Below are 22,692 nucleotides of genomic sequence, written 5' to 3' on the forward strand. Positions count from 1 at the left end.
AAAGCTTGAGAAAGGTTGACCAGTAGATATAGTATACTACAAAGTTTTAATAATCTTAGCCGGAACCCCAGCAACAATGGTGTTTTCGGGAACGTCCCGGTTCACTACTGCACCCGCAGCAACGATTGCGTTTTCTCCGATAGTAACTCCGGGAAGAATGGTGGCTCCAGCTCCAATCCAGGCATTTCGCTTGATGACTACTGGGCTAGGAATGAGCGTTTGACGGTCAAGCGGATCTATAGGGTGATTCTCAGAGGTAAGATTTACTCTGGGACCGATTTGTACATGATCTTCAATAATAATTCCACCAATGTCTAAAAAAGAACAGGCGTGATTAATGAAAACGTTTTTTCCCAATTGAATGTGAATACCAAAATTGGTATGAAAGGGAGGAAAAATCGTTGTCGATGGATCAATAGGGTACCCCACAATTACACTGAGTTTCTCTCTTACCTGATCTATCCCAGTGGCGGTAGCGTTCATTTCCATACATAAATGAATCGTACGTGAAACTACTTCAGCAAAATCCGGGTATTCGGGATCATCTTTTCTTAGAAGTTCTCCCGCTTTGAGCCGCTTAAATATAGTGGAGTTAGTCTTGGACTGCTGGTCAGAATGAGCACTGGTCATAGTAGATCTCTTAGGGTAAAATGTAGTTCTGGGCAACAAGCTCTCACTGTCCAGTGTTGCCATGCTACAGCTTCTTGGTCAGATGTATTGATCATCATGGGATCAAATAGTACTAGATATACTACTGATCCCATGGAAATTAAACAAGTCCTATCAGTTTGTCAGGGGTAATGGGCAAATCCCGGATTCTTTTACCCGTAGCATTGAAAACCGCATTAGCTACCGCAGCCGCAAAACCAATGATGGCAATTTCTCCCATGCCTTTAGCACCCATCGGATTAATATAGGGATCAGGCTTATCGATTAAAATGGTTTCAATGGCTGGCACATCTGCGTGTACGGGCACGTGGTAATCCCCGAAATTGTTATTGACAAATCTTCCCAAGCGGTGATCGATGAGAGCTTCTTCCGTTAAAGCCATGCCAATGCCACCGACGGCCCCGCCGATCATCTGACTGGCCGCGGTTTTGGGACTTACAATGCGACCCGCATCGGCAATGCTAATGGCTTTCGTTACTTTCACTGCCCCGGTCAACGCATGCACGTTCACCTGGACAAAATGTAAAGAGAAGGAGTACATGGAATACTTCTGCTGCTCGTCTCCGCCTTTGGATAACTGGGTTTTATCGATGACAGGCACGTTACTCTGCTGCATCAATTCTAGTAGGGAAACCTTCTTGGATGGATTGTTTCCGGCGTATAACTGACCTTCTTCCAAGACCAGGTCCTCGGGATTCTGCCCCTGTAGGGGACCCCCGGCTCCAGTTGCCAGTTGAGCCAGCTCTTTTTTAATCAGAGTACAGGTATCCATGACGGCTGAGCCGACGGTGGAAGTTACCGTTGAGCCTCCCTGCATGGGGCCGGGGGGAAGGGTGGTATCCCCGTATTCCACCTTGATTCGATCCAGGGGTACGCCCAGAACCTGATGAGCAACCAGGGTCATCGCGGTTCCCGTACCCGGCCCAATGTCCGTTACGGCACACTGAACCGTTAACGACCCATCGGATTTCAGAATAGCCCGTACGGTTGCTTGTCCGCGAGAAGCATTAAACGTTCCCGTTCCCATGCCGTAGCCGACCAACCAGTCCCCTTCACGAATGGAAGCGGGTTCACTTTTTCGCTGATTCCAGCCAATGGCTTTCGCTCCTCTTTCGTAGCCTTCTTTGAGGTTTTTAGCGGAAAAGGGACGGTTTCGCTCAGGGTCCGTTTCGGTATAATTTTTGAGTCGGAATTCAATCGGATCCATCTTGAGCTGATGGGCCATCTCATCCATGGCCGATTCTAATGCAAAGGCTCCCGTGGCTTCGCCCGGTCCCCGCATCCAGATGGGTACGCTCCGGTCCAGCGGGACGATTTTATAGCGAGTTTCCAGGTAGGCACTCTCGTACATAAACCGGGTCATGTTGACAGTAGCCTCTGTAAAATCTTCGTAGCTGGCCGTTTCGGCGGTGGCTTCGTGTACGATACCCAACAGTTTTCCATTGGCGTCGGCCCCCATGCGAATGGTTTGCAGGGTATAGGGACGGTGACCTACCAGCGTAAACATCTGACTTCGCGTCATCAGCAGCTTAACGGGTCGTCCCAGCTTCCTGGCAATAGCTACGGTGGCTACTTCCTGGGGCCAGGTTCGAAGGCCCATTCCAAAGCCTCCACCCATAAACTCAGTGTGCACGCGGATGCCTTTAGCATCGATCTTAAACGCCCGAGCCATGGCCTGTTGCGTAGCCATTACCCCCTGTGTTTTAGCATAAATCATGATCTCTTCCGGACCTGTCCAATGAGCCAGGATGCCGTGAAGTTCCATCGGGTTATGCACTTCAATGGGAATACTGTAGCTCGACTCCAGCTGCACCGGAGCGGACTCCAGAGCCTTACGATCTCCCCGGGCATAGTCGGCAAAGCGGGGTCCCTTAGGCGTAACGGCCTTACTCAGGTTTTTGCCCACCTCGGTGTGTGGTGTTTGTTTGGCATAGCTTACCTTCACCAGTGAAGCGGCGTAAGTAGCTCTTTCAAACGTATCGGCTACGACCATAGCCACCGGCTGGCCGTCAAAGAGGATTTCTTTTCCCGAAAGAATACGGTAGGTTTCACCCCCGGAGGGTGGAGCCGGGGCTGGTCCGTTGGCATTGCCCGTGACGGGCGAATCCCAACCTGGAATAGGAGGACGGTTGAGATGGGTGAATACCCCCAGCACCCCCGGAGAAGCTTCGGCTTTTTTCGTTTGAATACCAGTGATGCTACCCCGGGCAATGGTACTGCCGACGATGACGCAATAGGCCATTTTAGGCATTTCAAATTCGGCAAAGTATTTGGCTCCTCCCGTTACTTTCATTCGCCCGTCAACCCGGTCGATGGGTGGATTTTTTGGATTCTTTTCCATGGATCAGGCTAGGTTAGAGGCTCCTTTCACGCCTGGATGATGGTTTGAGGAGTCAGGGTAAGTTTGAAATCATTGTGTCCATATCCCTTAGCCCCCTGCATGGCTAACTGAGCGGCTTCTTTAAATACAGCTTCACTGGCCGTTTTGCCCCGCAAGAAGGATTCGACCTGGGGCAGCCGCCAGGGTTTATGGGCAACCCCGCCCAGAGCCAGTCGAGCCTGCTGGATGGTTTTTCCTTTCATCTCCAACGCAACGGCGGCTGAAACCAACGCAAAGGCATAGGAGCTTCGATCCCGCACCTTTACATAATGCGAATGCTGGGCAAAGTCATTGCTGGAAAGCTCAATGGATACAATTAACTCACCCGGCTGTAAGGTGTTGTCTTTTTGAGGCGTATCTCCGGGCAGGCGGTGAAAATCAGCGAAAGAAATGGTTCGAACTCCTTTCAAACCCTGGATCTGCACGGTGGCTTCCAGGGCTGCCAACGCAATGCACATATCACTCGGGTGCACGGCAATGCATTTGGAAGAGCCCCCAAAGATGGCATGCATCCGGTTCACACCCTCTAACGCTCCACAGCCCGAGGGCCCGTTGGGCTGATTTTTATCAGGACCAGCTTCTAGCGGGCTGCGTTTATTGCAGGGCATGGACGTTTCGTAAAAGTAGGAGCACCGCGTCCGCTGCATCATATTTCCGCCAACCGTAGCCATGTTGCGTAACTGGGCCGAAGCTCCGGCATTCAAAGCCAAGGAAAGCAGCGGAAAGTGTTTTTTGACTACCTCATGTTCAGCAAGCGTAGAGTTCTTCACCAGGGCTCCAATCCGCAGGCCCGTAGAAATCTCTTCAATGGTAGCCATTGGTAACTTGTTGATGTCCACCAGTTTTTCGGGAACAATAACTTCCCGTTTCACCAGATCAATAAGGTTAGTACCGCCGGCTAAAAAGTAGCTCCCCTTCTCTTTGGCATGAGCCGTGAGGGCTGACTGAGAGCTGGAAACTCTCACGTATTGAAACGGATTCATAGCTTTTCTCCTTTCGCTTTAACTTCCAGAATAGCATTGACGATGTTGGGATAAGCTCCGCAGCGACAGATATTACCACTCATAAACTCGCGAATTTCTTCGGGGGAGTCGGCGTGGCCCTCCTTGATGCAGGCGACCGCGGACATAATTTGTCCAGGGGTGCAGTACCCGCATTGAAATCCATCGTGTTTGAGAAAAGCCTGCTGCATGGGGTGTAGTTCTTCCCCTTTGGCTAGTCCTTCAATGGTGGTTACCTGGCAGCCCTCAGTGGTGATGGCCAGGGTAAGGCAGGAGTTCACCCGCTCGCCATTCACGTGCACGGTGCAGGCTCCGCACTGGCCGTAATCACAGCCTTTTTTGGTGCCCGTAAGGTGTAGCTGATCTCGCAAAAGATCGAGCAGGGTCACCCGGGCCTCCACATTCACCTGTTGGGCGATTCCGTTAACTTCCAGGCGTAAGGGGAGTTGTTCAAACGCCAGGGCTACCTGCTCATCCCAGCCTTTCTGAGCGGCGGAAACGGCCGCTCCGGGCGTGAAGGCGATGGCGGTAAGGGCCGTCGACTGCTTCAAAAAAGAGCGACGGGAGGAAGAATTAGGATTTGGCTCGTTGTTGTGCGTACTCATAAAGTCAGTTTTTTAGCTGTATGATAACCGATCATAGACCCACGTTGCAGTTATTACTCGATTTGAAAAGAAATGGATATGTCACCCGATTCTAAAGCCGCTGCCAAAGCGGCTGGGTGATCAATTTTGCCAAGCCTGGTGTAGGCATACGAAGTGCGGAAGTATTCATAAAAGAGAACTAGCGTATAGGACCCATATAGCATCAGATCGCCCATTTGAATGATTCCGGGGTTAGTAGCGTTAATAAGTAAGTTCTACAGTAAATGCCAGTAATCTAGGAAGTTAGTTAAAATAGTGTCCAATGGTAGACAAAAGTGTCTTTCATGAAGACAACTTCTTGTATACATTTTACGGTTTTGTCTACCACTTTTACCGTTCCTGGTAAGAAGTGTCTATATAGGGCGTAGATTTGAGTAAAAACAAAGGCATGATCGTCTACGATACGATAAAAAAGTATAGCGATAGGTTTAATAACCGAACGCTGCACCCACTCATTAACTGGGTGGATCTGAATCAGTCGAAGCTTCTGCCACGATCAAAGTTTACCGTGCATTTCTACGCGGTCATCCTTAAAGAAACGCACTGTGGGGATTTACGTTACGGCAATCAGTATTATGATTATGCCGAAGGCACGATGGTTTTCTTTGCACCAGGGCAGGTCATTACTAACGAACCGGAGGGGGAAATGCACCAGCCCTATGGCAAAGCCCTGATTTTTCATCCCGATTTGCTGAAATGCACGAGCCTGGGCAAGCAGATTCACGAATACTCTTTTTTCGATTATCAGTCGAATGAGGCCTTGCATTTGTCTGATAAGGAGAAAGAAACGGTAAATGCCTGTTTGGGAAATATTACTACCGAAATCAGTCAAAACATTGATCGGCATAGTAAAGCGTTGATTGTAGCCAATCTTGAACTGCTGCTCAAGTACTGTACCCGCTTTTATGACCGCCAATTCATCACCCGCGAGCAGGCCAATCAAGGAATTGTCGAGCAGTTTGAATTGAAATTAAAGGAGTATTTACGCAGTGACCAGCTCAAAACCGAGGGCGTACCCACGGTTGCTCACTTTGCCCGTGAGTTACATTTATCCCCTAATTATTTCGGGGATGTCATCAAAAGGGAAACGGGCAAAACGGCCTTAGAATTCATTCAGCTTCATATCATTAATCTAGCGAAGGGATGGATATTTGATACCAATAAATCCGTTAGCGAAATTTCGTACGAATTGGGCTTTAAGTACCCTCAGCATTTTACTCGGTTCTTCAAACAGAAAGTAGGCGTAACGCCTCATGAGTATAGAAGTATGAATTAGCTGGTAGAGCCGATGCAAATAGATAAGTTCGATTTCTTTCCTACGCTGAGCCCTATAACTATGGATACTTTTTATTAAGAATCTTTACAGTAACCATACCTCAAGCATTCATGGCTAAAATTCTGATTACTGGCTCAACCGACGGTCTGGGGCTATTGGCTGCTCGGGACTTGATAACCAAAGGACATGAAGTTATCCTTCATGCTCGAAATCAAGAAAGAGCTGATCAAACCGTAGCAAGAGTTCCGGGAGCAGGGAAAGTCCTTGTAGCAAACCTGGCCCATGTAGGGGAAATTAAAGCATTAGCTTTCGAAGCTAATACCTTAGCACCTTTTGATGCTGTCATTCATAATGCAGGTATCTATCAGAACGATGAAAATGCATGGGAACCTGGTAGCTTTTCTCCTTTATTTACAGTGAACAGCCTAGCTCCTTATCTTCTGACCTGCTTGATTGAAAAACCTAAACGATTGGTTTACTTAAGTTCTTCAATGCATACTCAGGGGAAGGCGGACTTACCCAATGTATCAACTGCTAAAGATCATCAAAGACCGATTACGTATGCCGATACCAAACTGCACGATTTAATCCTGGCTATGGCCGTGGCTCGTCAGTGGAAAGAGGTGTATACCAATGCCGTAGATCCTGGCTGGGTCCCCACGAAGATGGGCGGAGTCGGGGCTCCAGATAATCTTGAGAAGGGCTTTCAGACGCAGGTTTGGCTAGCGGTGAGTACTGAAGCTGAAGCCCTAGTGAGCGGCCACTATTTTCACCATCAAAAACACGCTCGCTACCTGTCTACTGCTACTGATGTGAAGGTGCAGGAAAATTTTCTTGCTGGATGTAGGGAAATTACGGGTATAAGTCTAGACAAGAAAATTCATAGACAGCAACGTTAGAGATAAAAATAATAAAAGACCTGAATGAACTTTTAACCCATTCACTTTATAGGTTAATCAAGCTTAGGTAACCTGTTTTAAATCAACCCTCTTATGATTGCAACCAAAGGGTACGCAGCCCAGACAAAAGATTCCGGTTTAGCTCCTTGGGCGTTTAAACGCCGGGAGCTCGGTCCTCACGATGTGCAGTTTGATATCACGTACTGCGGGGTCTGTCATTCCGATTTACACCAAATTAGAGACGACTGGGGCGGTGCCATCTTTCCCATGGTACCTGGCCACGAGATTGTAGGACGGGTAGTAGGCATAGGTAGTCAGGTAACTAAATTTAGTATAGGTGATTTAGCGGGTACGGGTTGCCAGGTCGATTCCTGCCGAACCTGCGAAAATTGCCAGCATGGTCTAGAGCAGTACTGTCTGAATGGAAATAGTCAGACCTACAATGGCTTAGAGCAGGATAAAAAGACCCCCACCTACGGAGGCTATTCCAACACTATCGTCGTAAACGAAGATTTTGTGTTGCATATGCCCGAAAACCTAGATCTGGCGGCATCGGCTCCCTTATTATGTGCAGGAATCACCACGTATTCTCCACTCAGGCACTGGATGGTTGGTAAAGGACACAAACTGGCCGTAGTGGGACTGGGTGGATTAGGGCATATGGGCGTCAAGTTTGGTTTAGCTTTAGGGGCGGAAGTAACGGTATTGAGTACTTCGCCAGCGAAGGAAGATGCAGCCAAAAAGTTAGGGGCTCATCATTTTATCGTCACCAGCGATCCTGGTCAGATGCAAACAGCGGTTTCTACGTTTGATTTTATTTTGGATACGGTATCCGCCGAGCACGACTATAACCAATATCTGGCTTTACTTAAAGTAGATGGTGTGCATATCTGCGTAGGAGCTCCGCCAACGCCTTCCGCTTTGTCGGCCTTCAGCTTGATTCCAGGTCGGAAAAGTATCGCAGGTTCAGCCAACGGGGGCATTGCTGAAACGCAGGAGATGCTGGATTTCTGCGGGGAGCATAATATTGTTTCCGACATTGAGCTCATTGACATCAAAGACATCCACACTGCGTATGAACGAATGCTAAAGGGCGATGTGCGTTATCGATTTGTCATTGATATGGCTACTCTTTAATAGCCCAATCCTAGGGTCATTATCATTTTTTTGAAGTTTAGAGACGTATTCTATGAGATCTAGAAAAGGTTATCCAGTTCTAAGGCAGACGTTAGGTCTTACCCCATCCATTGTGATCTTTAGCTGGGTTATGTGGGCTATTTTTTCTTCCCAATCATTAACTGCTCAATCTCTTCAGATGAATCAGACTCCACCTCCTTATATTGCCAAAACTTCCAACTTCATGGCCATTGCTTTTCAAGTAAAAGCCGGTGATGCACAAACGTTAGTTCCTGCGAATCTAAAAGTTAAAAGTAATGAGCAGGGGCTTGTAACGGGGGGAATGGAAATCTATACGACTGATCAAACGTCCGGTATCCCTAGCTATAGTATTGCCTTTATTTATCTAGAAGTAATGAGCCAGGAGCAAGCGGGGAACTGGCCTATCTGGGGAGCCGTGAGTGATGTTAAAGCGTTGGAGCACTTTAAGCACTTTTACAATTTCCCCTATATTCATAAAAAAATAAAGATTGAAACCAGGGGAAATCAACAAATGGCTAGCATAGGGGAAGGCGAAGAAGAAGGATTGATGTTATCCTTGCAAAAGCAAATGGACAAGGCCGTTGCTAGTAAGGGGTTAGCCCGCATCTATAGCTATTCAACGGAGGGACAAATGCTTTTAACGGAAATTCCCTGGCTTGCAAGTGGTCATCAAGGGAAAGTCCTTTCACTAGAAATCAGAGCAGGTAAAAACAAGACCTTGCAGTTGTTAGAAGGCGTACAACCTTCGTACAGCCAAATCAGCACGAATGCGTTTAGTTATTCAAAGCCTTTGAAACAGTAACGATTACATCAGCCTCGCTGAAAGTAAGCTACTCCTTTTTACAGACTAATGGTTGATAATCGGGCTTTAGTCTGTAAAAAAGAGTAGTAAGTACCTCTCTTCAAGTAAACGATGATGTTAAGACTAATCAAAGTTCGGCAGTAGGGTATCAAACATTCAATGCCAGGTGTACACATTTTTTTGCCAGTAGGGTCGTTGGATCAGCCAGTTCTACTCTTTTGCCTTGGCTCACTATAGAGGTTTGATCCGGAAACATTAGCGGTAATTCCGTGCAACCTAAAATCAAAACTTCCGCTCCCCGTTGAGTTAGGTGATCAATGGCTTTGGTCAGGTCCTCTACACATTGTCCTTTCGAAAAGCCTGCTTTCACTCCCTTAGGGCCATAGATGCTCGCCATAACTTCTTTTTGAAATTCAGGCTCAGGAATTAATAGAGACAAGCCTTCTTTACTAGCGATTTCGTGATATACCTGGCTCTCAATAGTTCCACTCGTTGCTAGTAATCCAACCTTTACAGCTTTCCCATACTGCTTGATAATATGTTCAATGGTTACGTGAAGCATATGGATAATGGGAATACGCAGATGCGGCTGGATGGCTTCTATAAAGGCATGGGCCGTGTTACAGGGAATGGCGATGGCTTGAGCTCCTTCGGCTTCCAACTGCTTGCAGGTAGAAAACATCGCCAGCGTAGGATCAGCTTCATTACGCAATAAATGAGCCGTTCGATCCGGTATTTGCGGATTCTGTTCAACTACCATTTAATATGATCCTGATCCTTCTGAGCAGGGGTGTTTTTAATCACTTTTGCCATAAAGTCTACGGTGGCAGCTGGCCCCACACCTCCTAAAATTCCCAGTTTAAATTCTTTAGAAGGTTTGCGGATTTCACTAGCTAGGGCGTAGTTTACATATATTTGGTTGACATCCATCAGACGAATACCACGTCTAGCTAAGGGTTCACAAAGAAGAGAGAGTTCAGTAATACCCGGTACAATCACGCGACATCCGGTCTGTTCAAGCTCCAGACAGGCTTGATAAATATACTCTAGGGATATGCCCTCTAAATATCCCTTCTTAATGCCTTGCGGACCATACACCGCTTCCATAATGAGCGATTGCGAGCTGGGAAAAACAAGCTCATAGTCCTTAAAATAACGACTAAACAGCTTTGATTTTTTACGTAATCCGAGGCGATGATCCCTACTTTTTCATCCTTTTTTAGGGTATTCTTAAGGTAGTAACTTAAGGCGTCAAAGAGATTGAGAATGGGAATCTGAAGTTCAGTTTGAAGCTGATCAATAAAACCATGAGAAGCAAAACAGGGTAAGAGAACCTTATCTACTTGTTTGGCTTCGAAGGCTTTACAGGTGGTGTACGCGTAAAATTTACGGGAGTGTAGATCGGCCTCATTTTCTAGCCGGGCATTCATTTGCTGATAAGGATGCTGCTCAAAGAGAAAATGAAAGTCCTGCTGATTCTCCAGTACAGCTTTGGATTTCAATAATTTAAAGAAAAGATCTCCTCCTGATAAGGTACCTAATCCCCCAACAATTCCGAAAGTCTTCATAAAGTTTAATTTAAATCAAGGGGAGTAGGTTGCATCAGCCTTTTGCGGTGTCCTTTTCCCCACGCACTCAGAGCCCTAATGACTGGTTCCAGGCTTTCGGCGTACTCACTTAACGTATATTCGACTAACACGGGTGTTCCTGTATAAACACTACGTTTGATGAGCTGATGCTCTTCGAGGTCTTTTAGCTCTTTGGTTAATACTTTAGATGTAATTCCCGTCACGGCCCGCTCAATCTCCCGGAAACGAGTATTACCCGCTGAAATAGCTATGACAATCTGAAGCTTCCACTTGCCACTTAGCACGTCCAAAGCGTCCCGAATGGGTAGTAAATCCCCCGTACACTGCGAATGATCCCGTTTTTTCATATTCTTTTAGAAAGCTGGCTACCTGAAGGTAACTGCTTACTTTAAGGTAACTGCTATCTTTTGGAATGCTAATATAGCTAGATTTGTCTCATCAAAACAAAAAGAGGTAATCCCATGAGTACGATTTTAGTAACCGGAGCGACCGGACATTTAGGTACAGCGGTAGTCAATGAGTTGTTAACCAAAGTAGACCCTAGTTCGATCTCAGTCTTAGTTCGGGATTTACCAAAGGCTGAAGCCCTGCAAGCAAAGGGGGTAACGGTTTTGCAAGGGGATTATAGCGATTATAATTCTTTAGTCAATGCTTTTCAAGGGTTTGACAAACTATACTTTGTTTCTTCTAGTGAAATCATCAACCGTTTGGCCCAGCATGAAAATGTAGTTAAAGCCGCTAAAGAAGCTAACGTAGGACATATTTTTTACACGAGTGCTCAGCGTAAATCCGAAGATGGCACTTCACCCATTGCTTTGGTAGGGGATGCTCACTATAAAACCGATCAGCTCATTCAAGCTTCGGGACTTACCTACACCATCTTAAAACATGGATTATACTCGGATATTTTACCGATGTTCATGGGAGCTAATGTAGTCGAAACCGGAACCATTTTCTTACCCGCTGGAGAAGGCAAAACCTCTTTTGCCAGTCGGAACGATATGGCCGCCGCTGCTGCCATACTGCTCACCACAGAAGGCCACGAAAATAAAATCTATGAACTGGGTGGCGTAACGGCTAAATCCTTTCATGATATTGCTGGAATGCTTAGCCGGTTATCAGGCAAAACCATTGAGTACGTTTCGCCTTCCGCTGAAGTATTCGCTCAGCAATTGAAAAGCTTTGGTGTACCTGAGGAAGCCATCCAAGGGGCATCAACGTTCTGCCTGGCCATCGCTCAGGGTGAATTTAACTTTCCTTCTAGGGATTTGGAAACGATTTTAGGAAGAAAGCCGGAGAGCGTGGAAACGTTTTTGAAAAAAGCCTATTCATTATAACTGCCAGTAAAGTACGGCTTGTAGCTTCAGGCGTTCAACCGCTAAGGCATAGGCCGTGCTATTTCCCCCCCCTTATGATTTCGAATTAGATGATCTATGAACGTTAAAAAGATTATTTCTACCGGCCTTACGGTGCTGGTAGTAGGCATGGTGGTAATGAGCGGTGTAATGAAGTTAGCAGGTAATCCTGAAGGTAACCATATGCTTGAAGCCGTTGGTGTGGGTTCTTTTCGCTTAGGGCTGGGACTTGCCGAGATCATTTTTGCGGCTTTATTTGCCTTCCCTAAAACGATGAAGCTCGGGTTCATTCTTTTATCCTGCTATTTTGCGGGAGCCCTGGCTACTGAACTTTCCCACCAAGTGAATCCTAATGCTCTGGTACTTTTAGTATTAATTTGGGCCACTGCCTTTCTCAGAGACCGTTCTGTATTTATATGAACGACCACTCACCTTTATACTCAGCTAGCAATCAATCGAGTGTATGCCACCTTTTTCGTTTGAGCTTATCAAGGTTAATACGGCGGTTGTTCCTGCTTCTCATTTTATGCATTCCTCTCCACAGCAGTACTAAGAAACCAGGTCACTGGTCAATTATTAAAAAGCAGATTACCTTGACGTAACTAAAGTTTTTAGAAAGCCAGGGACTCCTACATTTGTAAGAGCACAAGCCAGTGCAAATCCCAACTTGTCAAGGAGTTACGTACCATTGACAAAAAGCCAGGGAGCACTTACAGCATTCATTTTAAATACTTTCAAGTAAAAGCCATGACTACAGAAACGTTGCAAACCAAAGAAGAACTAAGAAATTTAATTGACGCCTATGCTTATCTAGGGGATGAGAAAAAATCTCGGAGCAGATGGGCTTATTCACTCCCGATGCCACCTATAAAGTCTACATGAATGGTAATTTGGTAGCTGAAACCGTGGGAACGCAAAACCTGGAGCATGAATTTAATGGCCACGCTTCTCAGGTAAAAACCTATTTTACGCTCAATGGCCAGCATACTGTAAAAATTGATGGAGCCAGTGCTACGGGTGTATCTTTCTCTCAAATCAAAATGATCCGCGGCTCTGAAGGCCCGGATGTGCTTACCGATTATAGTGTCAAATACGAAGACACCTACGTACTTGAAAATGGGAAATGGTTCATCAAAGCCCGGATTGGACATTTTGTCATCGTCGAAGCAAGACCCTTAGCTCAATAAGCTTACTTGAACCCATACTTAATTAGATAGATAATTAGGTATGGGTTTCTGCTCGTATACGTATCATATGGAGCTAATTTCTAGACACTTTATGAATATAAATGAAATTTTTCATTCAAAAATTGAGCCGCAATTTGCTGATTTACTTGGCCCCGCTTCATTACGACCGTTCGAGTGTACAATAAGAACGGTATCTACGCAAGAGCTTAGGGCTACTTATATTCTCTTTTCAATCGAAGAAGAATATTCTCTGGAGCAGTTTAAAGAGTACATCCAACATAGCCCGGAGTATTTAGCCATCGATGATGTCATCCAACAGGTAAAGCACTTAGAAGCGTTGCTCGCACAAATGATTCATGTGGAGCATTTTAAGCAATGGAAGTTACAGAGGCTACAAATTGCTTCGGGGATAACGCTCCTTTTACTTATGAAAGAAAGAGTTAACCTTCATTTAGTGACTACGCCAGAGATAGAATACCTTCGAAGTCTACTCAATAGTGAACCTTTTCAAGAAGCTATACGAATACAATATCTAGATTAGATTGGCGATCTATCTTAATAATGCCTATAAATATTAGACAAGCAGAGCAATTGGTAAACGGTAGAAAACAGGACCGCCAGGTGTACTACGAGGTTATTCTTTGCATGTCAACGTTTAAGGGCTTTTCTATGCAAAAAATAATATCAAGCCTCACTTCAAAACGATTATCTCAAATGCGGCGGGAGCTAGAAACCCATTAGCTCATTGAGCGATCAGTATACCACGATGCTCGCCCAACCTTGTAAACGGGCTGACTGAAAAAGGGAAAGGTGTACTCCCCTGCCTTGAGTCATTACTCGAATGGAGGGAACAAGACTCAGAATCTGATTCTACCCTAAGTCATCGTAATAACTTGGCGGTTGCTTGTATTTAGTTTTTACGTATATGCATAAGCGGTATATGGTCTAACTCGAGAACTCGTTTTTTAATTTTTCGCGGTGCATCAACCCCCATTCACTCAAAGCGATGACTACGTCTAACAGCGTATAACTGTAAGGCTTAAGCTCATACTCAACGACTAAAGGGTAACTCTCGATCACCTTTCTTTGAATGAATCCGTTTTCCTCTAAGTCTTTTAGTTCATTCGATAAAATTTTAGACGAAATGCCAATCACCCCACGAAGTAGCTCATTAAATCGCTGATTGCCTCCAAACAGAGCCATTAGAATAGGAAGTTTCCACTTACCACCAATGGCGTAGAGTGCATCTTTAACCGCACTCAAATCGCCGATGCATTCAGGCAGGTCAGCAGCATTAGTGATAAACTTTTGATTTTTTATCATAGCAGAAATAGTCGCAATTAGGTTTCTAAAGATCAGTTAGTAACTACTGGTAAGTAAATATAATTCATTTTGTAAGCGGGCCTACCCGTTTTACTTATAAAGCAATGGTGTATACCATTGGACGGAACCAGCACTAAAAGACTTCTGATCTTTTAAAAGTGCTGGACTCTGCAAACCCTATAACTCTCTTTGCTCTGAATTTATGTATAGTAACTCCAGATCCTTTGATGCAAAGGGAGTAAGGGGACCAGTAACATAGAATGTAACTATACAGGAATCTAAATCACTATATAAAGACAAACACGATTACAAGCAATGTCAACTAGCCCAATCAATCCAGCCGATGCAATTGCGATACTAGGTCAGTAAAAGTCAAAAAACAATTCTATGAAATACAAACTATTGGGGCAACGTACCGGTTTGCCCGTAAGTGAGTTAGCATTGGGTACGGCCATCTTTGGCAATGCTTGGGGTTATGGTGTGGATGAAGCAGAAATAGCGAATATCATTTCACTCTATGCTGAGCAGGGAGGAAACCTGATTGATACGGCCGATACTTATCAATGGGGAGAATCCGAACAATTAGTTGGCAAAATGCTTAAAGACAAACGAAATGATTTTGTCATTGCCTCTAAATACACGCGTGATACGGTTGCTTCTCCCTCCCTAGCTACCCTTGGCAATCATCGCAAGAATATGGTGCAGGCGGTGGAAGCTAGCCTAAAGCGATTAAAGACCGATCGCATCGACCTCTATTTTGCTCACATGGATGATTCGTATACTCCCATAGAGGAAGTGGTCAGAGGGCTCGATGACTTAGTGCGAGCTGGAAAAATTGTATACGGTGGTCTATCTAATTTTCCGCGCGTGATGCATCCTGCGGCGACTTTGACTAACCTTAGAGGGTGGGCTCCCTTAGTGGCCGTTGAATTAGAATACAGCCTACTTCAACGAGCAACGGAGCGGGAGCTTCTTCCGATGGCAGAAGGATTTGGCTTGGGCGTGCTGGCCTGGTCGCCTTTAGCGGGAGGACTCTTAACGGGTAAATATCGCAACGGAGAATCGGGCCGAGCCACTGCATTAAAGGGAAGTATTCCTTATGAAGGCTCCTCACTATCAGAAAAAGTGCTCGATGAGCTATTCGCTATAGCCAATGAAACGAGTACGAATCCAGGGCAAGTGGCCCTGGCCTGGACGATGAGTAAGGGTGTCATTCCCGTGATTGGTCCTCGAACACAGACTCAATTAGCCGATAATTTAAAAGCATCCGAGCTACAATTAAGCCCTTCACAAATCGATCGATTGGATCAAGCAAGCGTCATTAGGCAAGGGTATCCCTATGACTTGATCTACTCAGCTGACCAAAGAAAAGCGATGACTGGCAATAGACTGGATCTCATTGAGCACCCTTTCAAAGTAGTCTTATAATTCAATAGTATCAAAAGTTTCTTCACATTAATCGAATATGGAAAATATTAGTGCAAATTTTCAACGTCTGGCTACTAAGGTTGTCGTAATTACCGGAGGTAATACGGGGATTGGTCTGGCTACAGCCAAGCTTTTTGTGGAACATGGAGCTCATGTCTACATCACCGGACGTAGCCAGCAAACACTAGATGAAGCCGTCTCTGAGTTAGGTGATCAGATTACCGCCGTTAAAGCTGATAGTTCTAAAGTTGAAGATCTTGAACAGCTCTACTCAAGTATTAAAGCTAAACATGGAAGAATTGATGTCCTGTTTGCCAATGCGGGCATTGCTCAGTGGGAGCCACTAGGATATATTACGGAAGCTTCGATTGACGAGATTTTTAGTATTAATGTCAAAGGTACTGTTTTCACTGTGCAAAAGGCGTTACCTCTAATGAGTGCAGGTGGTAGTATCATTTTAAACGGTTCTATTAGTGCTTCGATGGGAACACCGGCCATGAGCGTATACAGTGCCAGCAAAGCAGCGATTCGTAGTCTGGCTCGCTCTTGGGCACAGGATCTTCGAGGTACGGGAATTCGTGTCAATGTGCTTTCTCCCGGCCCAACGGCAACAAAAGGCGTGATGGACGGTCTTTCTAAAACGGGTCAAATGGAAGCCATGATGGAAGGGATCAGAGCTCAAAGCCCACTGGGCCGGATGGGTGAACCAGTAGAGATTGCCGCCGCCGCTCTTTTTCTAGCCTCTGAGGAAAGTAGTTTTATGACGGGAAGCGAGCTGACGGCTGACGGAGGATTAGGACAGATTTAAGCGTAATTATTGATCGCAAGAATATAGAGAATCAATCTGCGAAGCTATCGCTATCACATTTAATGGAGAGAGGCTATTGATTGTATAATCAATAGCCTCTCTCCATGAGCCAAAGTTCGCTACCGGTAGCTCCTGATCGTGTTTGAAAATACCCGATTTATCACTCGTGCAAAGCTGAATTATTGAACTGATATTGATGTTTAGGCTGTCAGTTCTGTTCTGGCCTGATAAACCCCAATATATGAAGAGCATGGTTCTGATTGGCCTTGTGCGTTAGATTCCCATGATTGTTGGCTGGAATGGATGATTTGGCTGGGTTAATCTTCTTGGCCTTTTCAGGTACTCTTTTATATAGGTCTGTGAGGGTGTGCTTGTAACCTGCTGCCTCCTTATGCTTTGCAATACCTTTCTCATTGGATAAAGTAGTTCAGAGCGTCTTTATCTACTTAGATCTTACTTTGATTTAAAGCTGACTACTTATTAAGCCCCTACTAATTTTTGGCTTTACACTTTATGTACGTATATCAAAGTACGTAACCAAAGGGATTGTCCTGTACTAAGTCGATTCCAACCTATTTCTATATTCGCCTGGAGTTACGCCCAATAATTTCTTCACGTAGCGGGTGAAAAAGGAATGGCTGCTAAATTCCATTTCATTCGCGATTTCTGAAATGTTGAGTGCTTTGTTTTGCAATAGCATAATGATCCGCTCTTTGGCGTAACGTTGGATCCATTCAGAAGCAGTAATCCCAGAATGAATTTTACACAGATGGTTCAAATATTTTGGAGTTATATTCAACTGTCTACTATAAAACTGAACCTCCCGGTGCTGCATGCAATATTGCTGTAGTAACTCAATAAACTGTTCATATAAACTACCCGTTTGCAGGCTGTGTTTTCGTTGTTCATATTCATCGGCAAAGGTGTCCCACATATCCAGCACGAATAACTTCATTCTCAGATTCAGATATTCTGCGTAGAATCGGTGATCCGTATCGAGAGAATGCTGGTATAGACTTTCAAAGTTGTTTAGTATTCTTTTTCGATGGCGATCGGATTGTATCGTTTTTACGGGATGCACGCGGCTATGCAGCAAAGCGTTGATACTCCAACTCTGATCGGGAATATTATCCATCAAAAATTCTTTCCCAGCCAGTAAGGCAGTGGCTTTGAAATTTTTTGAAAACTGCAATCCCGACAACCTGCTTTCGGCAAACCAGAAAAGAAACTGTCCGGCTTTGCATTCCATCGGCTGATCATTAAACAAAAACTTGATACTACCTGCCTGGCAGTATAAATGCGTGTGATAGAGCTTTTGAAAATGCTTCGGAAAGTCGCCTTCGCGGGTGATTACGACCAGCAAAACTTTGGGGGCAACACTAAGATCTATTGGTTCCATATCTTCGCGTAAAGATAGGTGATATGTGACATTATTGGCGTGTTTAATGTCACAATCAGGAAGTACCCGCTGCCTACCTTTGTAATCAAATCAATAACCATTCGTACCATTAAGGGTGCTCTGGATGCTTTACAACCCTAATTCAATTTTTATCACCTATGAACTGCTACAGAAATGTTACCTCCGTATTTTATACGATTCTAGTTGGCTTCCTGTTGAGTTGTAGCCCTACAGCCAAAACCGATACGGTCGAATCCAACGCCATTTTTCCCAAAGGCAAGCGTGGGCCAGCCGAAAACTTCACTGGCAATGCTTGGAATATAGGATTAGTAGATGCCGATTCTGCCTATACGACTTCTGTCGGCAATGTCTATTTCGAGCCAGGTGCCCGAAGCAACTGGCATACGCATCCCGGTGGCCAGATTCTGATTATCACTGCTGGCGTTGGCTTCCACCAAATAGTTGGTCAGCCCAAGCAAATATTACGCAAGGGAGATGTGGTAAAGTGTCCACCCAATACGCTTCACTGGCACGGGGCCAGCCCAGACGTAGGCATGCAACAACTTTATATTGTTCCTAATACGGACAAAGGCATCGTGGAATGGAAGCAGCCGGTGACCGATCAAGAATACAACGGTCAATAGCTTAATTAACCAGATCCCTCTATTGGTAGGTACACTAAAAGCAGGCATGAAATATTGAGGAGACGAGCTGGATTAGGAAAAAGTATTTGCCGCTTAGGTGAATGAGCTAAACGATAGGGCTACTATCACCTGCTAAGTAACATTAGTTGAAAACAGAAAACAATACAATGATTTTAAATGAAACATACACCTTGTCGAATGGTGTTGAAATCCCAAAACTTGGCTTGGGTACATGGTTTATAAGCAATGAGAACGCCGGTAAGGCTGTCGTAGAAGCCGTGCAAGCGGGTTATCGTCACATTGATACGGCACAGGCCTACCAGAACGAACCAGGCGTCGGAGAGGGCATCAGAAATGCAGGTATCGCCAGAGAGGAGCTTTTTATAACCACCAAGCTTGCCGCGGAGATCAAATCCTACCAGGAGGCTATTGCCTCGATTGATGGATCTTTACAGGCTCTTGGTCTGGACTATATAGATCTGATGATTATTCACAGTCCCCAGCCTTGGGCAGAATATGGCCAGGCCGACCGGTATTTTGAAGGCAACAAAGAAGCCTGGCGGGCTTTGGAGGATGCCTATAAGGCTGGCAAGCTGAGAGCAATTGGTTTGTCAAACTTCGAAGAACCTGATATTAGCAATATTCTCGCCTCTGCCCACGTCAAGCCGATGGTGAATCAGATCTTGGCACACATCAGTAACACTCCCCATGAGATGATTAAGTTTTGCAAAGAAAACCAAATCCTTGTCGAAGCTTATTCGCCAATCGGGCATGGGGAACTTTTGAAAAATCAGCAGGTGAACGAAATCGCTCAAAAATACGGGGTAAGCATACCGCAAGTAGCTATTCGCTATGCGTTAGAGCTTGGGATGCTACCGTTGCCGAAGACAGCCAACCCGGCACACATGAAATCCAACGCAGCAGTCGATTTTGAAATTAGCACGCAAGATATGAAACTGCTTATGAATATTGAGACCATCAAAGACTATGGACAGGCAAGCCATTTTCCAGTTTACACTAAAAGATAAGACTGATCAGCAGTTGTGAAGCATAACAAACATTTGAAACCATGGAAATTATAAAAATGGAGAGCAAGCCTCAACCAAGGGTCCTGAGCAGTGGTTCTCCGGAAACGTCAGAATAGACCCCTTATTTGGGAAAAAAGAAGCTACGGTTGGATCAGGTTCACTGGTCACTTTCGAGCCCGGAGCAAGGACAGCCTGGCATACGCATCCGGCGGGCCAAACCCTTATTGTGGTTTCGGGCCTTGGATGGGTGCAAAAGGAAGGTGGACCCATTCAGGAGATACAACCGGGTGATGTGGTGTATTTTGAACCCAACGAAAAGCACTGGCATGGTGCTTCTAGCAGCAAGGCCATGAGTCATATTGCCATCCAGGAAGCAGTGGACGGACAGGTCGTCACCTGGATGGAACAAGTCAGTGAAGAGCAATACCAAAAACCTTAAAATATGCCACACTTAGCTATAAAGCTTTTGGAAGGAAAGACCGAGGAACAGAAACAGAAGCTGGCCCTGGCCTTGATCAAAGCCGCACGTGAGGTAATCGGTTATGGTGATGAATCTTATTCGGTGACCATTGAGGACTTTTCTACTAAGAGCTGGTTCGATACGGTTTACGAGCAGGAGATCATGGGTAAAAAAGACATTCTCTACAAAGCACCTGGTTACAAAGATTACCGCAAGTGAGCAGGCTGTATCTATCCGCTTGCTTTAACTATATAAAATGATGAGCAGTAACGAAAACAAGTTTCCGGCCCAAGAACTACAGCTTATCGACCAAGCTGATGACTTGAAAATTTCGCCTCTTCGTGCTGACGGAGTAAGTTTTGGCACGCCGACTTGGATATGGTCAGTTGTGGTGGATGGGAATTTGTATGTGCGTGCCTATAACGGTAAATCCAGCAGTTGGTATCGATCAGCCGTGCAAATGCAGATCGGCCGCATCCATGCAGCAGGTAAGGTAACTGATGTAACCTTCGAAACGGTCTCAAGGAATCTGGATGCGGCCATTGATCAGGCCTATGCGGCTAAATATACGGGCAGCCCGTATTTGGCCCCCATGCTCAGCGAACGCACAAAGCAAGCCACCATTCGCATCCTGGCCCGATAGGGCCGAATAAAATACGAAGTGAAAGTCTTGCCAGTTCCAGACAATCGGAATCGCTCATTGCAGCAGTTGCAAATGAGCGATTCCGATTGTCTAGTTTTATTCCATTTATGCTTGTTGCATAACTTGAATTATGTTAAGCATTACACAAATTAGGATATAGTCCGGTGCATCTTCTCCTTTAGTAGTTAAGCTTAGTTACTGCTTAGTTACTGCTTAGTTACTTTTGATTCTCTTCCGCTAGCCAACGAGCCATATTCTTTCCTCTTTCGGTAAGCATATACCGCTGTAATGGACTATTAGGTCTTGTTTTGATAACTTGACTAACTATTTTTAATACAAGTAATGGCTCTAGGTACCGTTCCACATTCTTAGTCTGATTACTCAAGCCAATCCCTTTTAAAACCTCTTTTCTTTTCATGGGGGGATTATTAGCCATGGCTGAAATAATGGCAAGCGAAAGAGGCTCTAGTTTTTCTACTACCGACTTATAGGTTTTAATCTGTTCTTGAGAGAGTGGAATTTCTTCGTTAGCGAAGATATGATCTAGATAATATTTTAATAATGCATCCGTTTTCAGTGGCCGGAAATTAACGGAAATCTTTTCTTCTTTCTTGGTGAATTCAGGATGTATGGGAAAGGTGACTTCAAAGTACGTACGCTCGTCATCAACGTCAAATTCAGCCACTGGGGAGCCGTTCTGCTTCAAAGATTTCATAATCAAAGCTATACCCGTGGCATGACCTTCCGTCAGTCGTAAGGCTTTCAGGAAATCGCCTATCTTCGATTCCGATACCGTTTAGGTCTGGGGTGCCCAAGGCGTAGATCATCCAGCTTTACAGACCGATCAGGCCCTCCCGAATTAAAAAGTATAATCTTATCTGGATGGATAAATACCTTAATGGGTTCTCTGACCTGATAATCCCGGTGGAAAATGCAGTTAGCAATGGCTTCTTGTAAAGCAATCAAGGGGTAATTGAAGACCCGAATTGATTCTGCCTGGGATTCGAGCTTGATCACCTTCTCTAAAAGTACCTGTGAAACCATATAATCGGTGAGTTGCCTGATCTGATGGTGAACGGGTCCAGTAAAGCGAGTTTCGGTGAAGTCTCGATCGGCGGGGCCCTGGGTGTACCGGACTACTTCGATATAGGTATAAGGGAAGAACCGATCGGGCCGCTCCGAGAAAAGCATCAAGGAGACGTTACGAGGGAATTCTTGCTCTATGGGTCCAGAAAGCAAAGCCATCTGCTGGAGTAAATCCCGCTTAGCGGTTTGTTCCAGGTTATCCAAGAGCCGGCTATTCGTTTGCTGCAAGTACTCTCTGATCCAGAATAAAGAAATATCGTCCAAGCTGGCCTGCGTATTGGGGCGATCATCAAAGGGTATTTGATTGGCTAAACTAATGAGTTCCTGTTGCTCGGGCAGAGAAGCTTTGACGGAATTGGCATACTTGCGAATATAATAGTGAAAGGTCTTCTGCTTATCGGTAATAACTTCCGGTACCTGGTGAGGCCGATTAGAGCTTCCTGGTATCCAGATCACCAATAGCTTCTTTTGATCTACGTCTTCAATGAAAAGCCTGGGGTAGTATTCGGGCCGAATGAGTTGATTGAATCCGATCATTTCCCGTTGGATCTTATCCAATTGCTCCAATGGCAGTCCCTTAACCGGACGCTGAGCAATGCCATCCCTTTCCTCAATCCCGACGATAATATACCCGCCTCCCAAGTTATCAAAGTCGTTAGCAAAGGCACAGATACTGCGGTAAATGGCATTCGGATTCCAGCCTTCTTTGAACTCAACGCGGTCTGACTCGACCGAGGTATGATTAATAAGACTTTCTAAATCAATGGGTAAACTCATGAAGGTGTTGAAAAATGAACTTGAAAATAAGCTCTTTTCTCAAATTTTTTACTTTCATCTTGTAAATGAATCAATCGTCTGAAAATTACGAATGGATCTGTAATTGATAAAAGGACTAATCAATAGTTAGGCTAAA

At 45.2% G+C, this 22,692-nt stretch carries 28 protein-coding genes; 15 read left to right on the plus strand and 13 right to left on the minus strand.

All coding sequences use genetic code 11. The features are described from left to right. Positions 1-36: 36 nt before the first annotated feature. The 5 genes from BWI93_RS23835 to BWI93_RS23855 all read right to left on the minus strand — a co-directional run bounded on the left by BWI93_RS23835 (position 37) and on the right by BWI93_RS23855 (position 4,900). Positions 37-630, minus strand: coding sequence for a sugar O-acetyltransferase (locus tag BWI93_RS23835; RefSeq protein ID WP_094816160.1), 594 nt, complete (start codon positions 628-630; stop codon positions 37-39). A gap of 139 nt (positions 631-769) precedes the next feature. Further along, positions 770-3,010: a xanthine dehydrogenase family protein molybdopterin-binding subunit gene (locus BWI93_RS23840; RefSeq protein ID WP_094816108.1), complete on the minus strand. Its 2,241-nt coding sequence runs from the start codon at positions 3,008-3,010 to the stop codon at positions 770-772. A 26-nt stretch (positions 3,011-3,036) separates the two neighbouring features. Then, positions 3,037-4,032: a xanthine dehydrogenase family protein subunit M gene (locus BWI93_RS23845; protein ID WP_094816110.1), complete on the minus strand. Its 996-nt coding sequence runs from the start codon at positions 4,030-4,032 to the stop codon at positions 3,037-3,039. Beyond that, positions 4,029-4,655 carry a (2Fe-2S)-binding protein gene (locus BWI93_RS23850; RefSeq protein WP_094816112.1) on the minus strand — a complete coding sequence of 209 codons (627 nt, stop codon included), beginning with the start codon at positions 4,653-4,655 and terminating at the stop codon, positions 4,029-4,031. The genes BWI93_RS23845 and BWI93_RS23850 overlap by 4 nt, the downstream gene beginning before the upstream one ends. A gap of 53 nt (positions 4,656-4,708) precedes the next feature. Then, positions 4,709-4,900, minus strand: coding sequence for a cyclophilin-like fold protein (locus BWI93_RS23855; RefSeq protein WP_369679215.1), 192 nt, complete (start codon positions 4,898-4,900; stop codon positions 4,709-4,711). Positions 4,901-5,082: 182 nt separating this feature from the next. On the opposite strand from BWI93_RS23855, the gene BWI93_RS23860 reads away from it, so the two are divergent. From BWI93_RS23860 to BWI93_RS23875, 4 genes are all read left to right on the plus strand, one after another. Continuing rightward, positions 5,083-5,970, plus strand: coding sequence for an AraC family transcriptional regulator (locus BWI93_RS23860; RefSeq protein ID WP_094816114.1), 888 nt, complete (start codon positions 5,083-5,085; stop codon positions 5,968-5,970). A gap of 110 nt (positions 5,971-6,080) precedes the next feature. Then, the gene (locus BWI93_RS23865) at positions 6,081-6,869 is read left to right on the plus strand and encodes an SDR family NAD(P)-dependent oxidoreductase (protein WP_094816116.1); all 789 of its coding nucleotides are present in this window, start codon (positions 6,081-6,083) and stop codon (positions 6,867-6,869) included. Positions 6,870-6,962: 93 nt separating this feature from the next. Beyond that, positions 6,963-8,006: an NAD(P)-dependent alcohol dehydrogenase gene (locus tag BWI93_RS23870; RefSeq protein WP_094816118.1), complete on the plus strand. Its 1,044-nt coding sequence runs from the start codon at positions 6,963-6,965 to the stop codon at positions 8,004-8,006. A 130-nt stretch (positions 8,007-8,136) separates the two neighbouring features. After that, positions 8,137-8,829: a hypothetical protein gene (locus BWI93_RS23875; protein WP_176454312.1), complete on the plus strand. Its 693-nt coding sequence runs from the start codon at positions 8,137-8,139 to the stop codon at positions 8,827-8,829. Positions 8,830-8,977: 148 nt separating this feature from the next. On the opposite strand, the gene BWI93_RS28355 is transcribed toward BWI93_RS23875, so the two are convergent. From BWI93_RS28355 to BWI93_RS23885, 4 genes are read right to left on the minus strand one after another with little or no spacing between them, the layout of a single operon-like run. Beyond that, the gene (locus tag BWI93_RS28355) at positions 8,978-9,589 is read right to left on the minus strand and encodes an aspartate/glutamate racemase family protein (RefSeq protein ID WP_217902336.1); all 612 of its coding nucleotides are present in this window, start codon (positions 9,587-9,589) and stop codon (positions 8,978-8,980) included. Beyond that, positions 9,583-9,936, minus strand: coding sequence for an aspartate/glutamate racemase family protein (locus BWI93_RS28360; protein ID WP_255158041.1), 354 nt, complete (start codon positions 9,934-9,936; stop codon positions 9,583-9,585). Before BWI93_RS28360 ends, BWI93_RS28355 begins: the two co-directional genes overlap by 7 nt. Next, entirely contained in the window at positions 9,891-10,397 is a 507-nt protein-coding gene (locus BWI93_RS28365) for an aspartate/glutamate racemase family protein (RefSeq protein WP_217902337.1), read from the minus strand. The genes BWI93_RS28360 and BWI93_RS28365 overlap by 46 nt, the downstream gene beginning before the upstream one ends. A gap of 5 nt (positions 10,398-10,402) precedes the next feature. Further along, positions 10,403-10,765: a helix-turn-helix domain-containing protein gene (locus tag BWI93_RS23885; RefSeq protein WP_094816122.1), complete on the minus strand. Its 363-nt coding sequence runs from the start codon at positions 10,763-10,765 to the stop codon at positions 10,403-10,405. Between the two features lie 114 nt (positions 10,766-10,879). Between BWI93_RS23885 and BWI93_RS23890 the strand changes: the two genes are divergently transcribed. The 4 genes from BWI93_RS23890 to BWI93_RS23905 all read left to right on the plus strand — a co-directional run bounded on the left by BWI93_RS23890 (position 10,880) and on the right by BWI93_RS23905 (position 13,501). Then, positions 10,880-11,755, plus strand: a complete 876-nt coding sequence (locus BWI93_RS23890) for an SDR family oxidoreductase (protein WP_094816124.1) — start codon at positions 10,880-10,882, stop codon at positions 11,753-11,755. Positions 11,756-11,851: 96 nt separating this feature from the next. Further along, entirely contained in the window at positions 11,852-12,193 is a 342-nt protein-coding gene (locus BWI93_RS23895) for a DoxX family protein (RefSeq protein WP_094816126.1), read from the plus strand. 419 nt (positions 12,194-12,612) lie between these two features. Continuing rightward, positions 12,613-12,960: a nuclear transport factor 2 family protein gene (locus BWI93_RS23900; protein WP_217902338.1), complete on the plus strand. Its 348-nt coding sequence runs from the start codon at positions 12,613-12,615 to the stop codon at positions 12,958-12,960. A gap of 67 nt (positions 12,961-13,027) precedes the next feature. Next, a complete protein-coding gene (locus BWI93_RS23905; protein ID WP_141217582.1) occupies positions 13,028-13,501 on the plus strand; it encodes a hypothetical protein in 474 nt (157 codons plus the stop codon). 404 nt (positions 13,502-13,905) lie between these two features. On the opposite strand, the gene BWI93_RS23910 is transcribed toward BWI93_RS23905, so the two are convergent. Continuing rightward, the gene (locus tag BWI93_RS23910) at positions 13,906-14,283 is read right to left on the minus strand and encodes a helix-turn-helix domain-containing protein (protein ID WP_094816130.1); all 378 of its coding nucleotides are present in this window, start codon (positions 14,281-14,283) and stop codon (positions 13,906-13,908) included. Between the two features lie 387 nt (positions 14,284-14,670). Between BWI93_RS23910 and BWI93_RS23915 the strand changes: the two genes are divergently transcribed. Continuing rightward, the gene (locus BWI93_RS23915; protein WP_094816132.1) at positions 14,671-15,711 is read left to right on the plus strand and encodes an aldo/keto reductase; all 1,041 of its coding nucleotides are present in this window, start codon (positions 14,671-14,673) and stop codon (positions 15,709-15,711) included. Positions 15,712-15,748: 37 nt separating this feature from the next. Next, positions 15,749-16,519, plus strand: a complete 771-nt coding sequence (locus BWI93_RS23920; RefSeq protein WP_094816134.1) for an SDR family oxidoreductase — start codon at positions 15,749-15,751, stop codon at positions 16,517-16,519. 556 nt (positions 16,520-17,075) lie between these two features. Here BWI93_RS23920 and BWI93_RS23925 read toward each other — a convergent pair. Next, positions 17,076-17,768 (minus strand): helix-turn-helix domain-containing protein, encoded by a 693-nt coding sequence (locus BWI93_RS23925; protein WP_199182119.1) that lies wholly within the window; start codon positions 17,766-17,768, stop codon positions 17,076-17,078. A gap of 308 nt (positions 17,769-18,076) precedes the next feature. Between BWI93_RS23925 and BWI93_RS23930 the strand changes: the two genes are divergently transcribed. From BWI93_RS23930 to BWI93_RS23950, 5 genes are all read left to right on the plus strand, one after another. Next, a complete protein-coding gene (locus tag BWI93_RS23930; RefSeq protein WP_094816138.1) occupies positions 18,077-18,562 on the plus strand; it encodes a cupin domain-containing protein in 486 nt (161 codons plus the stop codon). A gap of 146 nt (positions 18,563-18,708) precedes the next feature. After that, positions 18,709-19,590, plus strand: coding sequence for an aldo/keto reductase (locus tag BWI93_RS23935; RefSeq protein WP_217902339.1), 882 nt, complete (start codon positions 18,709-18,711; stop codon positions 19,588-19,590). A gap of 160 nt (positions 19,591-19,750) precedes the next feature. Further along, on the plus strand, positions 19,751-20,029 hold the full coding sequence (locus BWI93_RS23940; protein ID WP_255158043.1) for a cupin domain-containing protein: 279 nt from the start codon (positions 19,751-19,753) through the stop codon (positions 20,027-20,029). Between the two features lie 3 nt (positions 20,030-20,032). Further along, positions 20,033-20,269, plus strand: a complete 237-nt coding sequence (locus BWI93_RS23945) for a tautomerase family protein (protein WP_094816144.1) — start codon at positions 20,033-20,035, stop codon at positions 20,267-20,269. A 40-nt stretch (positions 20,270-20,309) separates the two neighbouring features. Next, complete coding sequence (locus BWI93_RS23950) at positions 20,310-20,693, plus strand: DUF2255 family protein (protein ID WP_094816162.1); 384 nt, start codon at positions 20,310-20,312, stop codon at positions 20,691-20,693. A 217-nt stretch (positions 20,694-20,910) separates the two neighbouring features. On the opposite strand, the gene BWI93_RS23955 is transcribed toward BWI93_RS23950, so the two are convergent. Then, positions 20,911-21,408: a Fic family protein gene (locus BWI93_RS23955; protein WP_094816146.1), complete on the minus strand. Its 498-nt coding sequence runs from the start codon at positions 21,406-21,408 to the stop codon at positions 20,911-20,913. 59 nt (positions 21,409-21,467) lie between these two features. Continuing rightward, on the minus strand, positions 21,468-22,556 hold the full coding sequence (locus BWI93_RS23960) for a helix-turn-helix domain-containing protein (protein ID WP_094816148.1): 1,089 nt from the start codon (positions 22,554-22,556) through the stop codon (positions 21,468-21,470). Positions 22,557-22,692 lie beyond the last annotated feature (136 nt).

The organism is Siphonobacter sp. BAB-5385, assembly GCF_002261125.1.
In the GTDB taxonomy this organism is placed as follows: domain Bacteria; phylum Bacteroidota; class Bacteroidia; order Cytophagales; family Spirosomataceae; genus Siphonobacter.

Excerpts from the sequence above, each read along its gene's own strand:
- BWI93_RS23835 (WP_094816160.1), bottom strand. The coding sequence starts at position 630 with ATGACCAGTGCTCATTCTGACCAGCAGTCCAAGACTAACTCCACTATA.
- BWI93_RS23840 (WP_094816108.1), bottom strand. The coding sequence starts at position 3,010 with ATGGAAAAGAATCCAAAAAATCCACCCATCGACCGGGTTGACGGGCGA.
- BWI93_RS23845 (WP_094816110.1), bottom strand. The coding sequence starts at position 4,032 with ATGAATCCGTTTCAATACGTGAGAGTTTCCAGCTCTCAGTCAGCCCTC.
- BWI93_RS23850 (WP_094816112.1), bottom strand. The coding sequence starts at position 4,655 with ATGAGTACGCACAACAACGAGCCAAATCCTAATTCTTCCTCCCGTCGC.
- BWI93_RS23860 (WP_094816114.1), top strand. The coding sequence starts at position 5,083 with ATGATCGTCTACGATACGATAAAAAAGTATAGCGATAGGTTTAATAAC.
- BWI93_RS23865 (WP_094816116.1), top strand. The coding sequence starts at position 6,081 with ATGGCTAAAATTCTGATTACTGGCTCAACCGACGGTCTGGGGCTATTG.
- BWI93_RS23870 (WP_094816118.1), top strand. The coding sequence starts at position 6,963 with ATGATTGCAACCAAAGGGTACGCAGCCCAGACAAAAGATTCCGGTTTA.
- BWI93_RS23875 (WP_176454312.1), top strand. The coding sequence starts at position 8,137 with ATGTGGGCTATTTTTTCTTCCCAATCATTAACTGCTCAATCTCTTCAG.
- BWI93_RS28355 (WP_217902336.1), bottom strand. The coding sequence starts at position 9,589 with ATGGTAGTTGAACAGAATCCGCAAATACCGGATCGAACGGCTCATTTA.
- BWI93_RS28360 (WP_255158041.1), bottom strand. The coding sequence starts at position 9,936 with ATGGAAGCGGTGTATGGTCCGCAAGGCATTAAGAAGGGATATTTAGAG.
- BWI93_RS28365 (WP_217902337.1), bottom strand. The coding sequence starts at position 10,397 with ATGAAGACTTTCGGAATTGTTGGGGGATTAGGTACCTTATCAGGAGGA.
- BWI93_RS23885 (WP_094816122.1), bottom strand. The coding sequence starts at position 10,765 with ATGAAAAAACGGGATCATTCGCAGTGTACGGGGGATTTACTACCCATT.
- BWI93_RS23890 (WP_094816124.1), top strand. The coding sequence starts at position 10,880 with ATGAGTACGATTTTAGTAACCGGAGCGACCGGACATTTAGGTACAGCG.
- BWI93_RS23895 (WP_094816126.1), top strand. The coding sequence starts at position 11,852 with ATGAACGTTAAAAAGATTATTTCTACCGGCCTTACGGTGCTGGTAGTA.
- BWI93_RS23900 (WP_217902338.1), top strand. The coding sequence starts at position 12,613 with ATGGGCTTATTCACTCCCGATGCCACCTATAAAGTCTACATGAATGGT.
- BWI93_RS23905 (WP_141217582.1), top strand. The coding sequence starts at position 13,028 with ATGGAGCTAATTTCTAGACACTTTATGAATATAAATGAAATTTTTCAT.
- BWI93_RS23910 (WP_094816130.1), bottom strand. The coding sequence starts at position 14,283 with ATGATAAAAAATCAAAAGTTTATCACTAATGCTGCTGACCTGCCTGAA.
- BWI93_RS23915 (WP_094816132.1), top strand. The coding sequence starts at position 14,671 with ATGAAATACAAACTATTGGGGCAACGTACCGGTTTGCCCGTAAGTGAG.
- BWI93_RS23920 (WP_094816134.1), top strand. The coding sequence starts at position 15,749 with ATGGAAAATATTAGTGCAAATTTTCAACGTCTGGCTACTAAGGTTGTC.
- BWI93_RS23925 (WP_199182119.1), bottom strand. The coding sequence starts at position 17,768 with ATGGAATGCAAAGCCGGACAGTTTCTTTTCTGGTTTGCCGAAAGCAGG.
- BWI93_RS23930 (WP_094816138.1), top strand. The coding sequence starts at position 18,077 with ATGAACTGCTACAGAAATGTTACCTCCGTATTTTATACGATTCTAGTT.
- BWI93_RS23945 (WP_094816144.1), top strand. The coding sequence starts at position 20,033 with ATGCCACACTTAGCTATAAAGCTTTTGGAAGGAAAGACCGAGGAACAG.
- BWI93_RS23950 (WP_094816162.1), top strand. The coding sequence starts at position 20,310 with ATGAGCAGTAACGAAAACAAGTTTCCGGCCCAAGAACTACAGCTTATC.
- BWI93_RS23955 (WP_094816146.1), bottom strand. The coding sequence starts at position 21,408 with ATGAAATCTTTGAAGCAGAACGGCTCCCCAGTGGCTGAATTTGACGTT.
- BWI93_RS23960 (WP_094816148.1), bottom strand. The coding sequence starts at position 22,556 with ATGAGTTTACCCATTGATTTAGAAAGTCTTATTAATCATACCTCGGTC.